A 17,265-nucleotide genomic window follows, 5' to 3' on the forward strand; every position below is an offset into this window, starting at 1 on the left:
TGTCGCCCGGCCTTTTTAGTTTTTACTTGAGCTGTTATCCCTGCAATAACTGCAGAACCTGCTGGGGCCGAGCGTTGGCCTGAGCCAATACCGAGAGGCCTGCTTGCTGGAGCACCTGTGTGCGCGCCAGGTTTGCAGATTCCGCTGCAAAGTCCGCATCCTGAATGCGCGATCGAGCGGCCGAGAGGTTTTCTGCTGTGGTACTTAAGTTCGCAATGGTCGATTCCAGTCGATTCTGGACTGCACCCAAATCTGCACGAATACTGTTGATGGTCTCAAGAGCAGAGTCGAGTACCCGCATGGCGCTGCTTGCGCCTTCAAAATCGCTGATGTCTATATCTGCCAGCGTTTCCGTTGTCGAACCATAGGCGCTGGTAGCCGTAAATAGCCCTGTGGCACCGCCTACATTGCTGGAGACCGCAAAGCTGGTGGCTGAATCAAACGTAACTTCGCCAGCAATTCGCGCACTGTCATCATTGGCTCCATCAGTGAGTATTGCGGTGTCTCCGGACGAGCTCTCAAGCGCAACGGTGCCGCCACCGTTGTTGGAAAAGCCCTCGATAACAATATCTTTGCCGCTTTCCTGGATAAGTTTCATTTTACCGCCATCGACTTCCGCCGTTATGCCGGTTTTGCCGCTGCTGGCATTGATCTCACGGGCCAGGGCTTCAATGTTTGTGGTGTCTGAAATCTGCGCAGATACCGTAGCTTCATTACCGTCGCCAGTTGATAGCTTCATGGTAACGGTGCCGCTAGCTGAAAGTGGTCCAAAATCTACAGATGTTCTGGCAGATGCTGTCACCCCTGTGGTTTCAGCTTTCTTGTTGACCTCGGCGGCAATAGATTCAGCTGTTGCGCCAGAAGCTGTAATATCAACGTTTTGCTCATCTAGCGAGCTTGAGATCGTGAGAGTTTGAGGGTCCAGATTATTCTCGGTAGGCGCCGTTCCAGATGCTGTCGATATTGCTATTGAGCCCGTACCCGTGCCACTAGCCACAGTATCCCGAGTATTGTTTGCAAGGCTGTCGATTCGAGTGCCTGTAATCGACACTGAAATCGTTTGGTTCTCATTAGCCCCAGCCTGAAACTTCTGCGCCTGAAAAGTGCCATCAAGAAGGTTGAGGCCGTTAAACTCAGTAGTGGTCGCTATGCGCTCCATCTCTTGCTTGAGCTGGTTTACTTCCGCCTGCAACGCTTTTCTGTCAGAAGCCGAATTCGTTGCGTTGGCAGCCTGAACAGCAAGCTCGCGCATACGCTGCACAATATTGCCGGATTCGCCCAGTGCGCCTTCCGCCACCTGAGCCAGAGAGACGCCGTCGTTAGCGTTTCGTACCGCCTGATTCAGGCCACGCACTTGAGAGCTAAATCGCTCAGCGATCGCCAAGCCTGCTGCATCGTCTTTCGCGGAGTTTATGCGCAAGCCGGAAGACAGACGTTGAAGCGTTGTATCCGCATCTCGCTGTGAAGCATTCAGGTTGCGTTGAGCGTTCAGCGACGCGATGTTGGTGTTAATAATCTGAGGCATGTCTATTCTCCCTGCTCAGCATTGCCGGAAACCAGGTTCATAAAACTTATGGTGAACCTTTGCCGGCTGGAATTCGTTTGTTTGCCGTTTGCATAGGAAGTAAGCGAAAGGTGTGCCAGCTCTTGATTTTTATCGATATCCTTTTGTTTTCGCAGTTTATTTACAGAGTCAGCGAAGAGTGACTCTGGCAGGGTGGCAATATTCAGGCGCGCTAGAAGGGAAAGGAGTTGCCGATAATACAGAATGAACAGTTAATTGACGCAGGTGGCCATGCAGCAGGTTTCCAGATGTTTTCCCTGCTGACAGTAGAGTTTCTAAAGCGCCGATTTTTAATGGGCGCAAAGAAAAAATCTTAAGATCTGAGGATGTGTTTGGCGAACAGCTTCTAATTGACGTAGTCTCAAAAAAGGCCTTTAGTTGTAATCACTGAATTATTAGTCACTTGGAAGGCAGCATATGATTCCTGTCACAAAGCCCTATCTCCCCAACCGGAAGAAGCTAGAAAAGCTTCTGGATGGCATCTACTCTAGGCATTGGCTCACAAATAACGGCCAACTAGTGCAAGAGCTCACAGCCCGGCTAGAGGAGTATTTAGAGGTAGATAACCTTCTATTGGTGGCTAATGGCACGTTGGCTCTCCAAATTGCCTACCGAGTGTTGGGTGTTAGCGACTCGTCCAAAACCGGTAGCCCGGAAGCGATTACTACGCCCTTCTCATTTATAGCAACGGCAAGTTCGCTGAAGTGGGATGGTGTGAAGCCTGTATTTGTCGATATAGACCCGCTCACTTGGTGCCTCGACCCAAAAAATATTGTGCCAGGCTTAACTGCCAACACTCGAGCTATAGTGCCAGTCCATGTATTTGGTAACGCTTGCGATGTAGAGAGCATTGGGGCCATTGCCCAAGAGCATGGCCTTAAAGTGATTTATGATGCATCTCATGCATTTGGAGTGAAGTACAAGGGTGAGAGTTTGCTTAAGCATGGAGATGCCTCCACGCTGAGCTTTCACGCAACCAAGCTTTTCCACACAGGGGAAGGTGGCGCGATCGTATTTAAGCGAAAGGAAGATCTGGAACGGGCTAAAAAAATGATCAACTTTGGTATTACCGGGCCGGAAACCATCGAAGAGTTGGGTATCAATGCCAAAATGAACGAGTTACAAGCAGCGATGGGTTTGTGTGTGCTCGATGAGGTTGAAGAAAATTTGAAGTTAAGGGCAGATGTTTGGCAAAGATACGAGGAGGCACTAGGTATGTACATGCAGCTGCAAGCCAAGAGTCATGGCCTAGACTATAACTTTGCATATTTTCCTGTTGTTTTTGACAGAGAAGAGCATGTTGTACATATAGCTGCGAAACTCAAAGAAAGTGGTGTGCTGGCAAGAAGGTATTTTTATCCGTCGTTGGAGTCGCTGGAGTGCTTAGGTGCACAGGTAGATCAACCAGTTTCAAGGGATTTGGCAAGCCGAATACTTTGTCTGCCTATCTTCTATAGTTTACCAGATTCAGTTCAAGCAGTCATCATAGCGCTGATAAGGGCGGAGTTAAGGGTATGAAGCTTGCAGTCATGCAACCTTACTTATTTCCTTATATTGGGTATTTTCATCTAATATATGCATCTGATTTGTTTGTTATATATGACGATGTTTCGTATATAAAGTCGGGAAATATAAATCGTAATAAAGTATTATCTCCAAGTGGTGTAGTTAGATTCACCGTGCCAGTGCTGGGAGCATCTCAAAATAGATTAATATGTGATTTGTCATTCTCAAAAGATGTAAGTAAAGTTTTAAAAATGATTGAGTACAGTTACTCAGATGCACCATATTTTGAGTTTGTATATCCAGTGATTCTAAAGGTTTTAAAGCATGAAGAGCGTTCAATCGCTTCCGTTTGTCTACATGGTTTTGAAGCTATCTTTTCGTATCTTGGCATCGATAAGAAGTTCAGAAAGGCAAGTGGTTTAGAATATGATCGAACGGCGTCTGCGCAAGATAAGCTAGTTAGTCTATGTCATAAGTTCGATGCTGAATTTTACGTTAATGCTCCGGGTGGCAGGCAGCTCTATACGAAAGTAGGTTTTGCGGTGCATGGAGTGAAATTAATGTTTGTTGATTCATTGCCTGTGAGGTATCAGCAGCGTACTACTGAATTTGTACCAAATCTTTCTATTATCGATGTGCTTATGAACTGTTCTCCTAGAGAGGTCGTTAGATTGTTGAGTCAGTATGAGTTTAACTGAAGAATCTGATGATGTGTATTTTGATCCCACCTCAAAACTCCCTTGAGTAATGAGTCTGAGGTAGTTGGTGTATTTAATATTCATTTTTATCAATGTTATATAATGATCGATGGTTTTTGATATGATATATGCGTTGGTAACTAATTGAGAGGTTTGGCTGCGTTGTGAAACCTATAAAGCGGACAAGTGAATACAGACGTATTTCTGCACTTGAGACACTTTTGCAGGATCTGAATTATAATTTGGCGAGCGCAAACGATGCCTACCTTACCGATACATCTGAGCAGTTTTCGAAAATATTTATTGTGGGGCCACCTCGGTCCGGTACCACACTGTTTATGCAATGGCTTGCAAATACTGGCCTTGTAGCTTATCCAACCAATTTACTCTCACGCTTCTTTGGGGCTCCGCTGGTTGGTGCGAGAATTCAGCAATTACTTACCGATCCTCGCTATAATTTCCGTGATGAAATTCTAGATTTCAATTCTGAGATAAATTTTAGCTCTGATAATGGAAAAACTAAAGGTGCTTTGGCGCCCAATGAATTCTGGTACTTTTGGCGTCGTTTCCTTCCGTTCGAACAGCTGGATTACATGCCTCCAGATGAACTGCGGAGCAAAGGAAACCTGACTGGTTTGCGAGATGAGTTTAACGCGCTGGCAAATATCTTTGAAAAACCGTTCGCCATGAAGGCGATGATAATGAACCAAAATATTACAGAGTTGGCTGAGCAATTCGAAAAGGCGCTATTTGTTTGGATTCGCCGAGACCCGGTCTTCAATATGCAGTCTGTACTTGAGGCGCGTAAGCGCCAATATGGAGACATTGATACATGGTACTCTTTCAAGATAAAAGAGTGCTCTGCACTAAATAATTTAAACCCTTTAGAGTCTGTGGCTGGTCAGATTTCAGCGATTAATAAATCGATTGAAAGTGGATTTGAGACTTTACCTAAACATAAAAAAATCATTGTTGAGTATGAGGGTTTTTGCTTGGATCCTGAATATTACTTTAATGAAATTGTTTCACCTTTGGTGGAAAGGAATGAATTTAAACCAATTTATACTGGTAAAACTGAATTCTTATCCTCTGAAAGCTGGAGGTTGGAAGAGTACAGTCACGAGGAAGCGAAAGCTGCTTATGAAAAGTTCGAGTGAGATATGAAGAATCCGTATTATATTATGGCCCCTGATTTTAGGAATACCTCTGCTGGCGTGCATGTTCTTTACGCGCTTTGTGACAAGTTAAATGGCATGGGATTCGACGCTTTCATTGTAGGGTCGACGAAGAATGATAGCTCACTAAACGCTCCAGTGTTGCAAGACAATGACATGGTGGCGCATCAAAAAAATGGTAACAATCCAATCGCTGTTTACCCTGAGATAATCTCCGGTAATCCTTTGAGCGCCAAGGTTTGCGTCAGATATATGCTTAATAGAGAGGGTGTCATTAGAGGAAATGAGATCAACGCATCGGAGTCTGATCTTTTTTTCTTTTACAATGAGCCGTTCATGGAAGGGATGGCTAGAGAGGGGTACAAACTTAAGGTTCCTGTGATCGATTTGGATGTTTTCTGCCCGCCAAAAGAAGAAAAAAGATTTAGGCGGCTTTTATACTTAAACCGTTATCCGAGGGACGGGGTAGACTTCGATCAGCTGCCTGATGACATTGAAGTACTATCAATGAGTAAACCGCTGAGCCATGAAGAGCTCGCGGGAAAGCTAAAGCAAGCTGAAGTTTTGTATTCTTACGAGTATTCGACGACATGCACCATGGCTATGTTATGCGGTTGCCCTCTTGTAGTAAAAGAATTCGAGTCTGGGCATAAGTATGGTTTCACAGAAAACAACCTCTTGATCTACGGCGGTTTAGGGTATGCGCTTTCGGATGACCCCGCGAGTATAAGCATTGCTAAGCATGGCCTTGCCAAGTTTCGCCAAAATCGTATCGAGCAGGATAAAGAGGTAGGTTTTCAATTAGAGCGTTTCGTGGAGTATACGCAAGAAGCGGCAGAAAACTCTTCACCACCATTGGCAAACCCGCTTGCATCTTGGAGTGAGGGCCGCACCCTCACTCCAGAGCAGTTCGCCCTGCTAAAGAATCGAATTTCAGGTGATTTCAAGATCTGCGTGATCATTGTTGACCGTGAATCATCTGGTGATAGGTTGAGCGAGGCAGTTAAAGCTTACAGGTTGGCTCGAGTTGCAGTGGCATGCCTTTCTTGCATAGTCCTCACCAATAGCAGCGAATTTGATGAGAAGGTAAGCGCACCAGATCTAGTTATTAGCTCGTTCGACCCTCAAGATTTGGCGCGCTCAATTAACGATGCAGCGATGAGTTCGCAGGCCAGTTGGTTTTTGGTTTCGGAGCCTGGAACGGTTCTTGGAACCAATGGGGTCATGACCATCGCCTTGGAGCTTCAGTCGGCACCAGAGTCTTGCGTTGCCGTCTTCGGCGATGAGTTGATTAGTGAGGGTGGTGATATCCACGGAGCACTGCTTCGGCCTGACTTCAATCTCGATATGCTGCTAAGCCATCCAAGCGTTACAACGAAGCACTGGTTTTTCAGACGAGAAGCTTTTATGAATATGGGCGGATTTGATACTTCGCTTAAGTCTGCTTTTCAGCTAGATCTAATATTACGGATTCTCGAGAATAACGGATTCGGTGCCTTCGGCCATGTCGCCGAGCCTGTGCTGATTTCGAATCAGGAAATAGGTAATGCAGATGACGGCGAGACAAAAGCGGTCATTTTGGAACACTTGCGTCGCAGAGGTTATAGCGGTGCAGAGGTTACTGAAGGCTACGCCCCAGCAACCTATGATGTGAACTATGGCCCAACAGAGGCGCCGTCAGTTTCAATAGTGGTTGTCGCCAAGGACCAGTTAGCCCATCTACAGACGTGCGTTGAGTCTATTTTAGAGAAGGCCGGTTACGTCAACTATGAAATACTGATTTTTGATAATAATAGTAAAACCCCAGAGGCAAAGGCCTGGCTCAATGGCCTCGCGGAGATGGGGGTATCAAATATTCGGGTGTTCCATCATTCTCACACGGTGAACCGCTCGGTAGCTGTTAACAAAGCGGTGAGTGAGGCCCGAGGTGAGTATCTCGTGCTGCTCGGGAGCGACACTGGGATTATTCGAAAAGATTGGCTTCAGTCGCTTCTGAATCATGCACAGAGGCCAGAAGTTGGCATTGTTGGCGCTAAGATATTGGCCGCAGACGGAAATGTGAGCTCCGCTGGCATTGTCGCGGGACTTAACGGGGTATCAAGCAGCACCTTTGTCGGTGAAGATGCAAGTGCTTTGGGTTATATGAGCCGCTTGCAAGTCGACCAAAACTGCAGCCTTGTTACGGATGATTGTATGATGTTCTCGCAGGCCATGTTTGCCGAGCTCGGAGGCTTTGATGAGTCGCTGGATGACCTTTTTTGTGGTGCGGATTTTTGTTTCCGGGTTGGTCATTCCGGGCGCTTGAATGTCTGGACTCCACGGACTGTCGTTATGAAGGCCTCTGTGACCAGCCAAGTTTCAGCTACGGCACCTGAGAATTCAAGAGTGAGCCCATCTCGAGCTGAGAGTGAGAACCTAATCTATGATCGCTGGTTGACCCAGTTAGCGAACGACCCTTCTTACAATCGCAATTTCTCCCTAGCGGGGCCTGGCTTTGAAGTCGAGCAACGCATTGATTTGAGCTGGCAACCGCAGAAGTTACTCGGCCAGTCGACAGTATTGGTTTATCCCGCCGATCAATGGGGTTGTGGCCATTATCGAATGATGCAGCCTCTTGAAGCTATGAAGGCACTGGGAGTTGCTGGGGGTATGATTGCTCGTGAGTGGCTGACCGTTCCCGAAATAGCGAAGCTAAATCCTGATAGCTGTGTCTACCAACGGCAAATCACAGATGAAGCCATTGCCAGCATGAAGCAGGTGAGGCGCTTCCTGAAAAAACCAGTGGTTTATGAGTTGGATGACTACCTTCCAAATCTTCCTCTGAAAAGCGCGTACCGGAAAAATATGCCTAAAGATATTCTCAAGTCATTGAGGCGGTCTTTAAAGCATGTTGACCGGTTTGTGGTATCAACCCATCCTTTGGCAGAAGCTTTTAAGGGAATCCACTCTGATATCCGCGTGGTGGAGAACCGGCTACCGCTTGAATGGTGGCAAGATTTGAATTCTATGCGGCGTCAGTCTGACAAGCCGAGAGTGGGCTGGGCTGGTGGCATTGGGCATACAGGCGACCTTGAGTTGGTGGAAGCAGTTGTGCGCGAACTTGCTGAGGAAGTCGACTGGGTGCTCTTTGGAATGTGTCCCGACAGCCTTAAGCCTTTCGTAAAAGAGGTGCATGAGGGTGTAGATATCGCTTTATACCCCCCGAAGCTGGCTTCAATGAACCTAGACCTGGCGATTGCGCCCCTAGAGGACAATCTCTTTAACCGTTGTAAAAGCAATCTACGGTTGCTGGAGTATGGCGCATGCGGGTTCCCGGTTGTTTGTAGCGATGTCGAGCCATACCGCGCGCATGGGTTGCCCGTGACTCGAGTCAAAAATCGCTATAAGGACTGGATGGATGCGATACGAATGCATTTGAGCGATCTGGATGAAACGGCCAGACAAGGGGATGAGCTCAAGAGTGTGATCCTGCGAGACTGGATGCTCGAGGGTGAGAATCTTCAGCAATGGTTGCGTGCTTGGACGAAATTTTGAGCTTTTACACTTTTTTACAAAAGAAGCGAAATATTTTCTAAAGAGTGTTGTTGGAGTGCCGTTAAGTGAATTAACAGGGCGGCGCTCACAACCTAAAACCGAGCGCTAGACCGTTTTCAGTAAAACGACTTTTGTCGAAGGGGAAGCATTATGGCTCTCGGTATTAATACCAACGTTGCATCACTGTCCGCTCAGAACCAGTTGAACAAGTCACAGAACCAGTCCAACCAGGCTCTTGAGCGTCTTTCTTCTGGCCTGCGTATTAACTCGGCAAAAGACGACGCTGCCGGTTTGGCAATTTCTAACCGTTTTGAATCTCAAATTCGCGGCTTGAACCAAGCAACCCGTAATGCTAACGACGGTATCTCTTTGGCCCAGACGGCTGAAGGTGCGCTGGATGAGACCAGTAACATTCTACAGCGGGTTCGTGAGTTGGCTGTTCAGTCCGCTAACGCATCAAACTCTTCTTCGGATCGTCAAGCGTTGCAAGACGAAGTGAATCAGCTGACATCAGAGTTGGATCGCATTGCGACCACCACAAACTTCAATGGCCAGAAATTGTTTGATGGCTCGTTTGGCTCGGTCCAGTTTCAGGTTGGCGCTAATGCTAACGAGACCATTTCGGCATCAACATCTAACCTCCGCACAGACAAGTATGGTAACAATCAGGTCATAGCTAGCGGTGCGGCCGCGTCGAGTGGATCTACTAATGGCGTGACATCTGGGTCAGTCGCGATTAATGGTTATTTGGGGTCAGAGGATATTGCGATTGCATCGGGCGGTGCATCTTCTAAGGATATTGCAGCAGATATTAATTCTAAAACTGCTGATACTGGAGTAACTGCAACAGCACGTACGGAAGTTGATTTGACGTTCACTGCCTCTGGTAGCTACACCTTGAATCTGACATCTGAAAATAGTGATGCGCAATCAGTGTCCTTCACTCTTGATGCTAAAGAAGGTCAAGACGCTCTTTCAGCGGCGGTAGCGGCGATTAATGATCAGTCGTCCAAGACGGGTGTTGCTGCTCAAGTAGCAGATGATGGTAAGTCAGTGGTTTTGACTAACGAAACCGGTGCCGATATTAAGGTTGGTGATACATCTGTGCAGAATGCCGGAAACGTGGAGGTAAAAAAGCAGTACCGAGATGATAGCGGGGAGCTAAAGGACGCAGGCGCAGCTCAAACTTTAACGGGAGATACAACCGCCGAGGATATCATTAGTAGCGGGTATTTGCAGCTTGATTCAGATCGTTCCTTCGCTGTTGCCGTCACTACTTCTAACGCGTTCGCAGACGTTGGCTCTGAAATGAGAAAGGTGTCTGAGCTTGACGTGACATCGTTTGAAAGTGCAACTCAAGCGTTGAAAACCGTTGATGCTGCACTGAACAACATCAGCTCACAGCGCGCGAAGTTTGGCGCAATCCAAAGCCGCTTTGAAAGCACCATCTCTAATCTAGAGTCCACCAGCACAAACCTGAGCGCCGCTCAGAGCCGGATTCTTGACGCAGACTTTGCAGCAGAAACCGCCAAGCTGTCCAAGGCTCAGGTACTGCAGCAGGCTGGTATCTCAGTACTGGCACAGGCAAATGCTCGTCCGCAGCAGGTTCTTTCCCTCCTGCAGTAAGGGATTAGCGGTAACAACCGGAACCTTCGGGTTCCGGTTTTAAGCCGTTTAAGGATAGTGAGGTGAGCTATGAATGACGTTAACCTGAACAACCCGGATTTCAAGCTGGCGCGTTCTGGCGCGCAGGCACCGGCAAGGGCAATGTCGTCATCTCAGGCCGAAGGCAGGAATGCCTCCGAGCTTGCTCCTTCATCAACCGGGCGCGTTTTGCCAAATCAATCGACTTCCCAGGCCCAAGACGTTTCAAAAGCTGAGCAATTGCAGAAGCGAAATGAAGCGCAGCAGGAAGAGTTGAAGGGTGCGGTTTCGCAGCTGAATGATTATGTTCAGAATGTCCAAAGGGATCTGCAGTTCGAGGTTGATAACGATATGGGACAGACCATTGTGAAAGTGGTGGATCAGCAAACCCAGAAAGTTATTCGCCAGATTCCAGATGAAGTGGCAATGAGGTTGGCAGAGAAATTGCAGCAAGATGAACCGCTGACGTTGTTTAACATCAAGGTGTAGGTACTCGGTACCTGTGGTTTGAGGTTAGCAATGGTTTTTCAGCACCGCCGTACCTGACAAAGGCCCGGCGGTGTTTTGCGTTTTGGGCTAAGCTAGTCTTAACAGCCAGTTACAAAATTGGTAGAGAAAAAGGCAAAGTTTTGCCGCTCTCTGCCGATAACCGGAATAGATAAAGAGATTCGCCCCCTCGAGGAGGCATTGTTATGGCAGGCATTTCATCATTAGGTATTGGTTCCGGGGTATTGAACTCGGATCTCGTGGATCAGTTGGTCGCGGCTGAACGCAAGCCCGTTGAAGATCGGCTTAACTTTAAAACCCAGCGTGCAGAAACGCTTATTTCCGCTTATGGCACTTTACGTAGCGCCGTAACGGAACTGCGGTTGCCTATGAGGCAACTCAGCGCCCCAGATAACCTCAAGGCGTTTTCTGCCAGTTCCTCCAATGAAGATATTGCTGTAACGGTTGATAGCAGTAAGGCTAGCCGTGGCTCCTACAGTGTGAAAGTTCTGGGGTTGGCTCAGGCTCAATCTTTGGCTTCCAACACCTTTGCAGATCGCGACTCTTCGTCGGTAGGTACGGGCACCTTTACCATTTCATCCGGTGAAGACTCGGCAACGCTTACCATCGACGGTTCAAACAATACGCTTCAAGGTCTCGCCAATGCGATTAATGAAGCGGGTGTTGGGGTGTCTGCAGGCATTGTGGATACAGGCAGCGGCTATCGGCTTGTTATGTCGTCTGAAAATACCGGTATAGAAAACGCTATCAATATTTCTGTTTCAGACGATGACGGGCTAGATGAAGACGGTGCTGGGCTGTCGCAGTTTGCCTTTAATGGTTCGGTGCAGAATCTGGACGAAACCATTGCAGCGAAAGATGCCTCTGTTGAGATAAACGGTATCGAGATCACTCGCTCTACTAATACCTTTGATAACGTAATTGACGGACTGTCGTTCGAGGCGAAAGCTGAGGGTGCAACTTCAACTGTTAAGGTTGATCAAGACTTTGGTGCAGTTGCGGATAGAGTTGGCGCGTTTGTCGAAAAGTTCAATGCCTTGCAGTCGACCATTAAAGGTTTGTCGGGTTACAACGCCGACACGGGGCAGGGAGGTATCCTCTCTGGCGATACGTCTGTGCGGGCTATTCAGTCTCAACTGCGTAACGTTTTAACACGTGTTGTACCGGGTTTAGAGAATGCAAGCATTCGAACCATGGCCGATGTAGGCATTACAACCGATTATGAAACCGGTGGTTTGACATTTGATCGCGCTAAATTTGAAGAGCAGCTCAAAGCTAACCCGGATGATGTGACGGCGCTTTTTGCCGAGCAGGGGCGCGTATCGGATGCTGGCGTTGAGTTTGTTAAGGCTGGCAGTGGCACTGAGCGTGGCAATTATGAAATTGATATTACCCAGCCAGCTACGCGCGGTGGAGTTGCAGGGACCGCGCCTTTGGCGTCAGGAGTCACTATTGACGGAACCAATGACGAGCTGGAACTCACTATTGACGGCAAAACGACGGTTAATCTGCAACTGACCCAGCAAACCTACGCCACGGCTCAGGAGCTTGCCGATGAGATTCAGAGTCAGCTAGACAGTAATACCGCACTGAATTCGGCTGGACAGTCCGTACGTGTTGGTTTAGATGGAACAGGAGCTCTCACGTTTACATCTGGGCTTTATGGTAGTAGCTCGAACGTTAGTGTTATGTCTGTGGAAGATGGAACTTCACTTGGGCTGTCCGTGCAAACCGGGATACTGGGTAAAGATGTAGCAGGAACTGTAGGTGGTCAGGAAGCAACGGGCGAGGGCCAAATGCTTACGGTTGTGGGTGCTGGCGGTGCTAAGGGCATGCAGTTGCGCATTAGCGGGGATGAAGCCCGCACCTATGGCAATGTGAAGTTTATCGAAGGAATCGGTGAGAGCGCTGTTAACCTGGTAACCAGCATTGTGGGGCCTGACGGAACGCTTGATACCAAAACCAGTAGTTTGACTCGCGATTTGGAGCGTATTCAGGAAGAGCGAGTTCGGCTGGATGACAGGATCGCTTCATATCAGGAGCGCTTGGTTAGTCAATTTACTGCCGCGGACTCACTGATTGCCCAATTAAACAGCACTGGGGATTATCTGACGCAGCAGTTAGCTGCTTTGGCGCCTGAGAACTTTAACAAGAAGTGATCCCGGCTAAAGAATTGATCATTCCGGCGTAGCCGGTGACAAATGAGGTTAATCATGAACGGTTTACAAGCTTACCAACGGGTAAACACACAGACCAGTATCACCGATGCAGATCCACATAAGCTGATCCAGCTTCTGTATAACGGCGCACTGGAACGTATCAACATGGCCAAAGCCCGCATGCAGGCTAAAGACTATGCTGGCAAAGGTAAGTTGATTACCAAGGCCATTGAAATTATTGGCGGCTTGCGTAGCTTTCTAGATTTTGAAAAGGGCGGTGATTTAGCCGCTCAGCTAGAAGCACTCTACGACTACATGGAGCGTACACTGTTTGAAGCCAACGCTAAGAATGATGTAGCTAAGCTAGATGAAGTGGCTAACCTGCTTCGCTCCATCAAAGATGGCTGGGATGGTATTCGTGAAGAGGCCGTGGGGCAGTCTGCTCAGGTTGGTTAAAGGTTGAAGTGGTTCCCCCCCCTCTCCCTCGGTCCCTCTCCCGCAAGGGGAGAGGGAAGACTACTCCCTATTTCTCAGGCTGCAGTCTTTAGCCCCTCTCCCTCGGTCCCTCTCCCACAAGGGGTGAGGGGAAGATTACTCCCCAAGTGTCAGGCAGCAGTCTTTAGCCCCTCTCCCCTCGCGGGAGAGGGGGTGACGTTCCCTCCCGCTCCCAATAGCCAACTCCCCCACCATCCCGTACAATACGTCCCTTCTTTTCAATACATCCATTCTATTCAGTCTGGAGCACAGACATGTCTGATATCAAAAAGGTCGTTCTGGCCTATTCCGGTGGCCTGGATACGTCCGTTATTGTTCGCTGGTTGCAGGATACTTATAACTGCGAAGTGGTTACCTTTACCGCCGACATCGGCCAGGGCGAGGAAGTTGAGCCTGCCCGTGCTAAAGCAGAAGCCTTGGGCGTTAAGGAAATCTACATCGAGGACTTGCGCGAAGAGTTTGTGCGCGATTACGTGTTCCCGATGTTCCGTGCGAATACCATTTATGAGGGTGAGTACCTGCTGGGCACTTCTATCGCCCGCCCTCTGATTGCCAAGCGTTTGATTGATATTGCTAACCAAACCGGTGCCGATGCTATTTCCCACGGTGCAACGGGTAAGGGTAATGATCAGGTTCGTTTTGAGTTGGGTGCCTACGCGCTTAAGCCGGGTGTAAAAGTGATTGCGCCTTGGCGTGAGTGGGATTTGAATTCCCGTGAGAAGCTGCTGAAATACTGTGAAGAACGCAATATTCAGGTGGACATGAAGCCGGGCAAATCGCCTTACTCCATGGATGCCAACCTGCTGCATATTTCCTACGAAGGCATGAACCTGGAAGATCCCTGGTCGGAAGCCGAGGACGATATGTGGCGCTGGAGTGTGTCTCCGGAAGCTGCTCCTGATAAGCCGACTTACGTTGAGCTTACTTACCGCAAGGGCGACATCGTCGCTGTTGACGGTGTGGAGATGAAGGCTCATGAAGTGCTGGAAACCCTGAACAAGGTTGCTGGTGCTAACGGTATTGGCCGTTTGGATATTGTTGAGAACCGTTACGTGGGTATGAAGTCCCGCGGTTGCTACGAAACACCGGGCGGCACCATTATGCTGCCAGCCCACCGCGCGATTGAGTCCATCACTCTGGACCGTGAAGTAGCGCATCTTAAAGACAGCCTGATGCCCCGTTATGCTGAGGTGATTTACAACGGCTACTGGTGGTCGCCAGAGCGTGAGGCTCTGCAAGCGTTGATCGACCAGACTCAGGAATACGTGAACGGTGTTGTTCGTCTAAAGCTTTACAAAGGCAATGTAGACGTTGTTGGCCGTAAATCTGACGATTCCCTGTTCGATGAGACTATCGCGACCTTTGAAGAAGATCACGGTGCTTACGATCAGAAGGATGCGGAAGGCTTCATCAAGCTGAATGCACTGCGCCTGCGGATTGCTGCGGGGAAAGGTCGCAAGCTTTAAGTTTTAGCTAAGCGGCTGGCAAATAGTCAGGCAGGTCGGGGCGGGCAGAGCCTCCCAGAAACGTGGAGCGCCAAGGATGGCGCGACCGAGCCCTACAGGGAAGTATTCACGGGCGTTTTCTGGGAGGCTCTGCCCGCCCAGGCCGTTTATGCTCAGCTAACAGGCTTCGATTGCCTAAACTCCCCAGGCGTCATCCCCGCCACTGCTTTAAACTTCCGATGAAACGACGTAGTTTCACTGTATCCCAGCCTTAATGCGATATCCGGAATCCCCAAGTCACTGTTCAGTAGATAATCCTCCGCCATTTTCTGGCGAACCTCATCCAGTAGCTTCTGATAAGAAACACCTTCCTGGCTCAACTTACGTTGCAAGGTTCGGCTGGTAACACCCAGATCCTCAGCCACCATATCTTGTCGGGTTATGCCATGCATCAACTGTTTCTGAATGCTCTGTTTTACCTGAGATATCAGATCGGTATCCGTGTCCAGCGAAGCCAGTTGGGTGAGGGCATGCGCCTCTAACGTTTTGCGCAACAGGGGGTCTGGTTGTCGCAGGCGAGTTTCCAACAGTTCTTGCTTTAAGGTTATGGAATCCTCATCGGCACCAAAGTGTACGGGGCAATTCCAGCGCCTTTGGTAAGCCTGCTCCAGATCTTCGCCGGGGGATTGTCGTTTCAATCGCACGTTGGTGGGGGAGGCGGCTGTATCGTCTGCAAGCCAGCGGGCATAGTTAACCCAGGAGGCGAAAACATTGTCTACAACTTGTGGTCGTACAATCGGGTCATCGTAGTTGCAGTTCCAAGTGAGCTTGATAGAGCCTTGCGCCATGGTGAGGCCAGTTGTGCCCATGTCGCCCACTAGTTTTTCAAACGGTGCAATCCGGGCGACGGCTTCTCCCAGCGTGGCGCAGCTCATGGTGATGTAGCCCAGCACGCTGTATGAGCCCGGCTGCACGAAATCCCCGGTTTCCAGTCCAAGTATGGGGTTGTTGGTATGCTGACACAGTAAGCGGATGAAGCTTTGAAACTGTTCACCGTTAATTCGGCCTTCGTCGGAATCCAGAATGGCGGAATTAAGACCCACCTGTTTAAAAAGGGCGGTAGTGTCGGCACCTGCGGATTCGGCGGCGCGGGTATATTGCCGGAGCGCGGCGACAGAGGCGGTTCCAAGGTTTTTCATGTTGGCTGCACAGTTGCTAGAAATTATGACCAGAGTATAACGAAACTTGCGCCGAACGACTTTAAGCTTGGGAGTTGTCTGGGGGAAAAACAAAAAGGCCAGCTAAGAAGCTGGCCTAAAAAAGGAGAACAAACGAAAGTGCCTGAAAAATTCGTTAATTCGGTGGATTTCCCATTTGGCGGCGGAGGTACAACTCGGCTCCTCCGCCATGGGGGATACTGCTTAAATCCACAATTTCAGAATAGGACTTTCGCTTTAATATGTCTGTGTGTGATGTGTGTCTCAATGTTACAGATTGTTCTTTGCGTCAGGCGCTTGTTCCCAGCGTTGGTGTGGTCTCGGTAAATCGCCGGGTTTCGTAGGCATCTACTAAGCCGTGCACAGCCGCTTGCTCCATGTCTTGAATGGATGGCGTGCCATGCTGTGCATCTGCCTTGCATAGCGCCATACCTGCTTCGACGGAAATATAGCCAGCCGTGGTTTTCAGTGCTTTATGGTTAATACCATCGAAAACCCGGCGGAAGGCGGTTGTTGTGCAGTGATCGCTGTTGGGGAAATACGCAATAAGTGCGAACTGGTTGTCGCCCACACGGCATAATACATCAATAGGGCGAATCAGGGTGCTTAGCCTGCGAGCGATACCAACCGCCAGTTCGGACATCACCGTGGGTGGGTGCTTGCGCTTCAACTCTTGCCAGTTTCGAATCCCGCACAGCACATAGGCGGATGCGCCACCTCTGGATTCTGCATGCCGAAGCATTTTGTTAAGGCGGTCGCGGCCGTAACGGTGGTTGCAAAGCCCAGTTTCCAGGTCAATGATATTGCTGGATTCGAGTTCGCGGTTGTTCTCGATGAGCAGGGCGTTGGCGCGCAACAGTGTGTTCTGGCGATCTGCCATGCGGTCTGCAGCAAAAATTCGCGGAATTAGTTGCTTGGTCATGTCGGACTTGTAAATGAAGTCATCCACGCCCCGATCAAAGGCTTCTGCCAAGGCTTCTACGCTCTCCCGAGCAGTCAGCAGAATCACATAAGTGTAGTGATTAATCTGTTCATCCTGCTGGCGTACCCGGTCGGTTAACGCTAGCCCGTCCATTTCGGGCATCAGCCAGTCTGCAATCAGCACACTCACTGGGCGTTGTTCCATCAGTTTTAGGGCCGCTAGAGCGTCGTTGGCTATACGTACGTCGCGATATCCGGCATTTCGCAGGGTTCGGCCAACGACCATACTGCTGAATTTCGCGTCGTCTACTACGAGGATAGGAAGATCCAGGTTTGGCATTGTTACCTACTTTAACCAGTCCATTGTCAGATGCGGGGAATTCCGGGGCTTGGTATGCTT

The 17,265-nt window shown here is 49.1% G+C and carries 12 protein-coding genes; 9 read left to right on the forward strand and 3 right to left on the reverse strand.

Annotation, left to right across the window (positions count from 1 at the left end):
- Positions 1-34: 34 nt before the first annotated feature.
- Entirely contained in the window at positions 35-1,525 is a 1,491-nt protein-coding gene (locus MWU62_RS07610) for a flagellin (protein WP_247114276.1), read from the reverse strand.
- 456 nt (positions 1,526-1,981) lie between these two features.
- Here MWU62_RS07610 and MWU62_RS07615 point away from each other — a divergent pair, with 456 nt between their 5' ends.
- The 9 genes from MWU62_RS07615 (at position 1,982) to MWU62_RS07655 (ending at position 14,748) form a co-directional block, all read left to right on the forward strand.
- Positions 1,982-3,082 (forward strand): DegT/DnrJ/EryC1/StrS family aminotransferase, encoded by a 1,101-nt coding sequence (locus MWU62_RS07615; protein ID WP_247114277.1) that lies wholly within the window; start codon positions 1,982-1,984, stop codon positions 3,080-3,082.
- Entirely contained in the window at positions 3,079-3,768 is a 690-nt protein-coding gene (locus MWU62_RS07620; RefSeq protein ID WP_247114278.1) for a WbqC family protein, read from the forward strand. The genes MWU62_RS07615 and MWU62_RS07620 overlap by 4 nt, the downstream gene beginning before the upstream one ends.
- Before the next feature lie 164 nt (positions 3,769-3,932).
- Complete coding sequence (locus MWU62_RS07625) at positions 3,933-4,925, forward strand: sulfotransferase (RefSeq protein WP_247114279.1); 993 nt, start codon at positions 3,933-3,935, stop codon at positions 4,923-4,925.
- A 3-nt stretch (positions 4,926-4,928) separates the two neighbouring features.
- The gene (locus tag MWU62_RS07630) at positions 4,929-8,477 is read left to right on the forward strand and encodes a glycosyltransferase (RefSeq protein WP_247114280.1); all 3,549 of its coding nucleotides are present in this window, start codon (positions 4,929-4,931) and stop codon (positions 8,475-8,477) included.
- A 150-nt stretch (positions 8,478-8,627) separates the two neighbouring features.
- The gene (locus MWU62_RS07635) at positions 8,628-10,103 is read left to right on the forward strand and encodes a flagellin (RefSeq protein ID WP_247114281.1); all 1,476 of its coding nucleotides are present in this window, start codon (positions 8,628-8,630) and stop codon (positions 10,101-10,103) included.
- 69 nt (positions 10,104-10,172) lie between these two features.
- Positions 10,173-10,610, forward strand: coding sequence for a flagellar protein FlaG (locus MWU62_RS07640; RefSeq protein WP_247114282.1), 438 nt, complete (start codon positions 10,173-10,175; stop codon positions 10,608-10,610).
- A 203-nt stretch (positions 10,611-10,813) separates the two neighbouring features.
- Positions 10,814-12,787 carry a flagellar filament capping protein FliD gene (fliD, locus tag MWU62_RS07645; protein WP_247114283.1) on the forward strand — a complete coding sequence of 658 codons (1,974 nt, stop codon included), beginning with the start codon at positions 10,814-10,816 and terminating at the stop codon, positions 12,785-12,787.
- 54 nt (positions 12,788-12,841) lie between these two features.
- Positions 12,842-13,243 carry a flagellar export chaperone FliS gene (fliS, locus tag MWU62_RS07650; protein WP_247114284.1) on the forward strand — a complete coding sequence of 134 codons (402 nt, stop codon included), beginning with the start codon at positions 12,842-12,844 and terminating at the stop codon, positions 13,241-13,243.
- A gap of 293 nt (positions 13,244-13,536) precedes the next feature.
- Complete coding sequence (locus MWU62_RS07655) at positions 13,537-14,748, forward strand: argininosuccinate synthase (RefSeq protein WP_247114285.1); 1,212 nt, start codon at positions 13,537-13,539, stop codon at positions 14,746-14,748.
- Positions 14,749-14,900: 152 nt separating this feature from the next.
- Here the strand turns inward: MWU62_RS07655 and MWU62_RS07660 are convergent, their stop codons facing one another.
- Together MWU62_RS07660 and MWU62_RS07665 are read right to left on the reverse strand one after the other, a co-directional pair.
- A complete protein-coding gene (locus MWU62_RS07660; RefSeq protein WP_247114286.1) occupies positions 14,901-15,926 on the reverse strand; it encodes an AraC family transcriptional regulator in 1,026 nt (341 codons plus the stop codon).
- 307 nt (positions 15,927-16,233) lie between these two features.
- A complete protein-coding gene (locus MWU62_RS07665) occupies positions 16,234-17,205 on the reverse strand; it encodes a response regulator (protein WP_247114287.1) in 972 nt (323 codons plus the stop codon).
- Positions 17,206-17,265: the final 60 nt, after the last annotated feature.

Origin of the sequence: Marinobacter sp. S6332 (assembly GCF_023016045.1) — a bacterium.
Lineage (GTDB): Bacteria > Pseudomonadota > Gammaproteobacteria > Pseudomonadales > Oleiphilaceae > Marinobacter.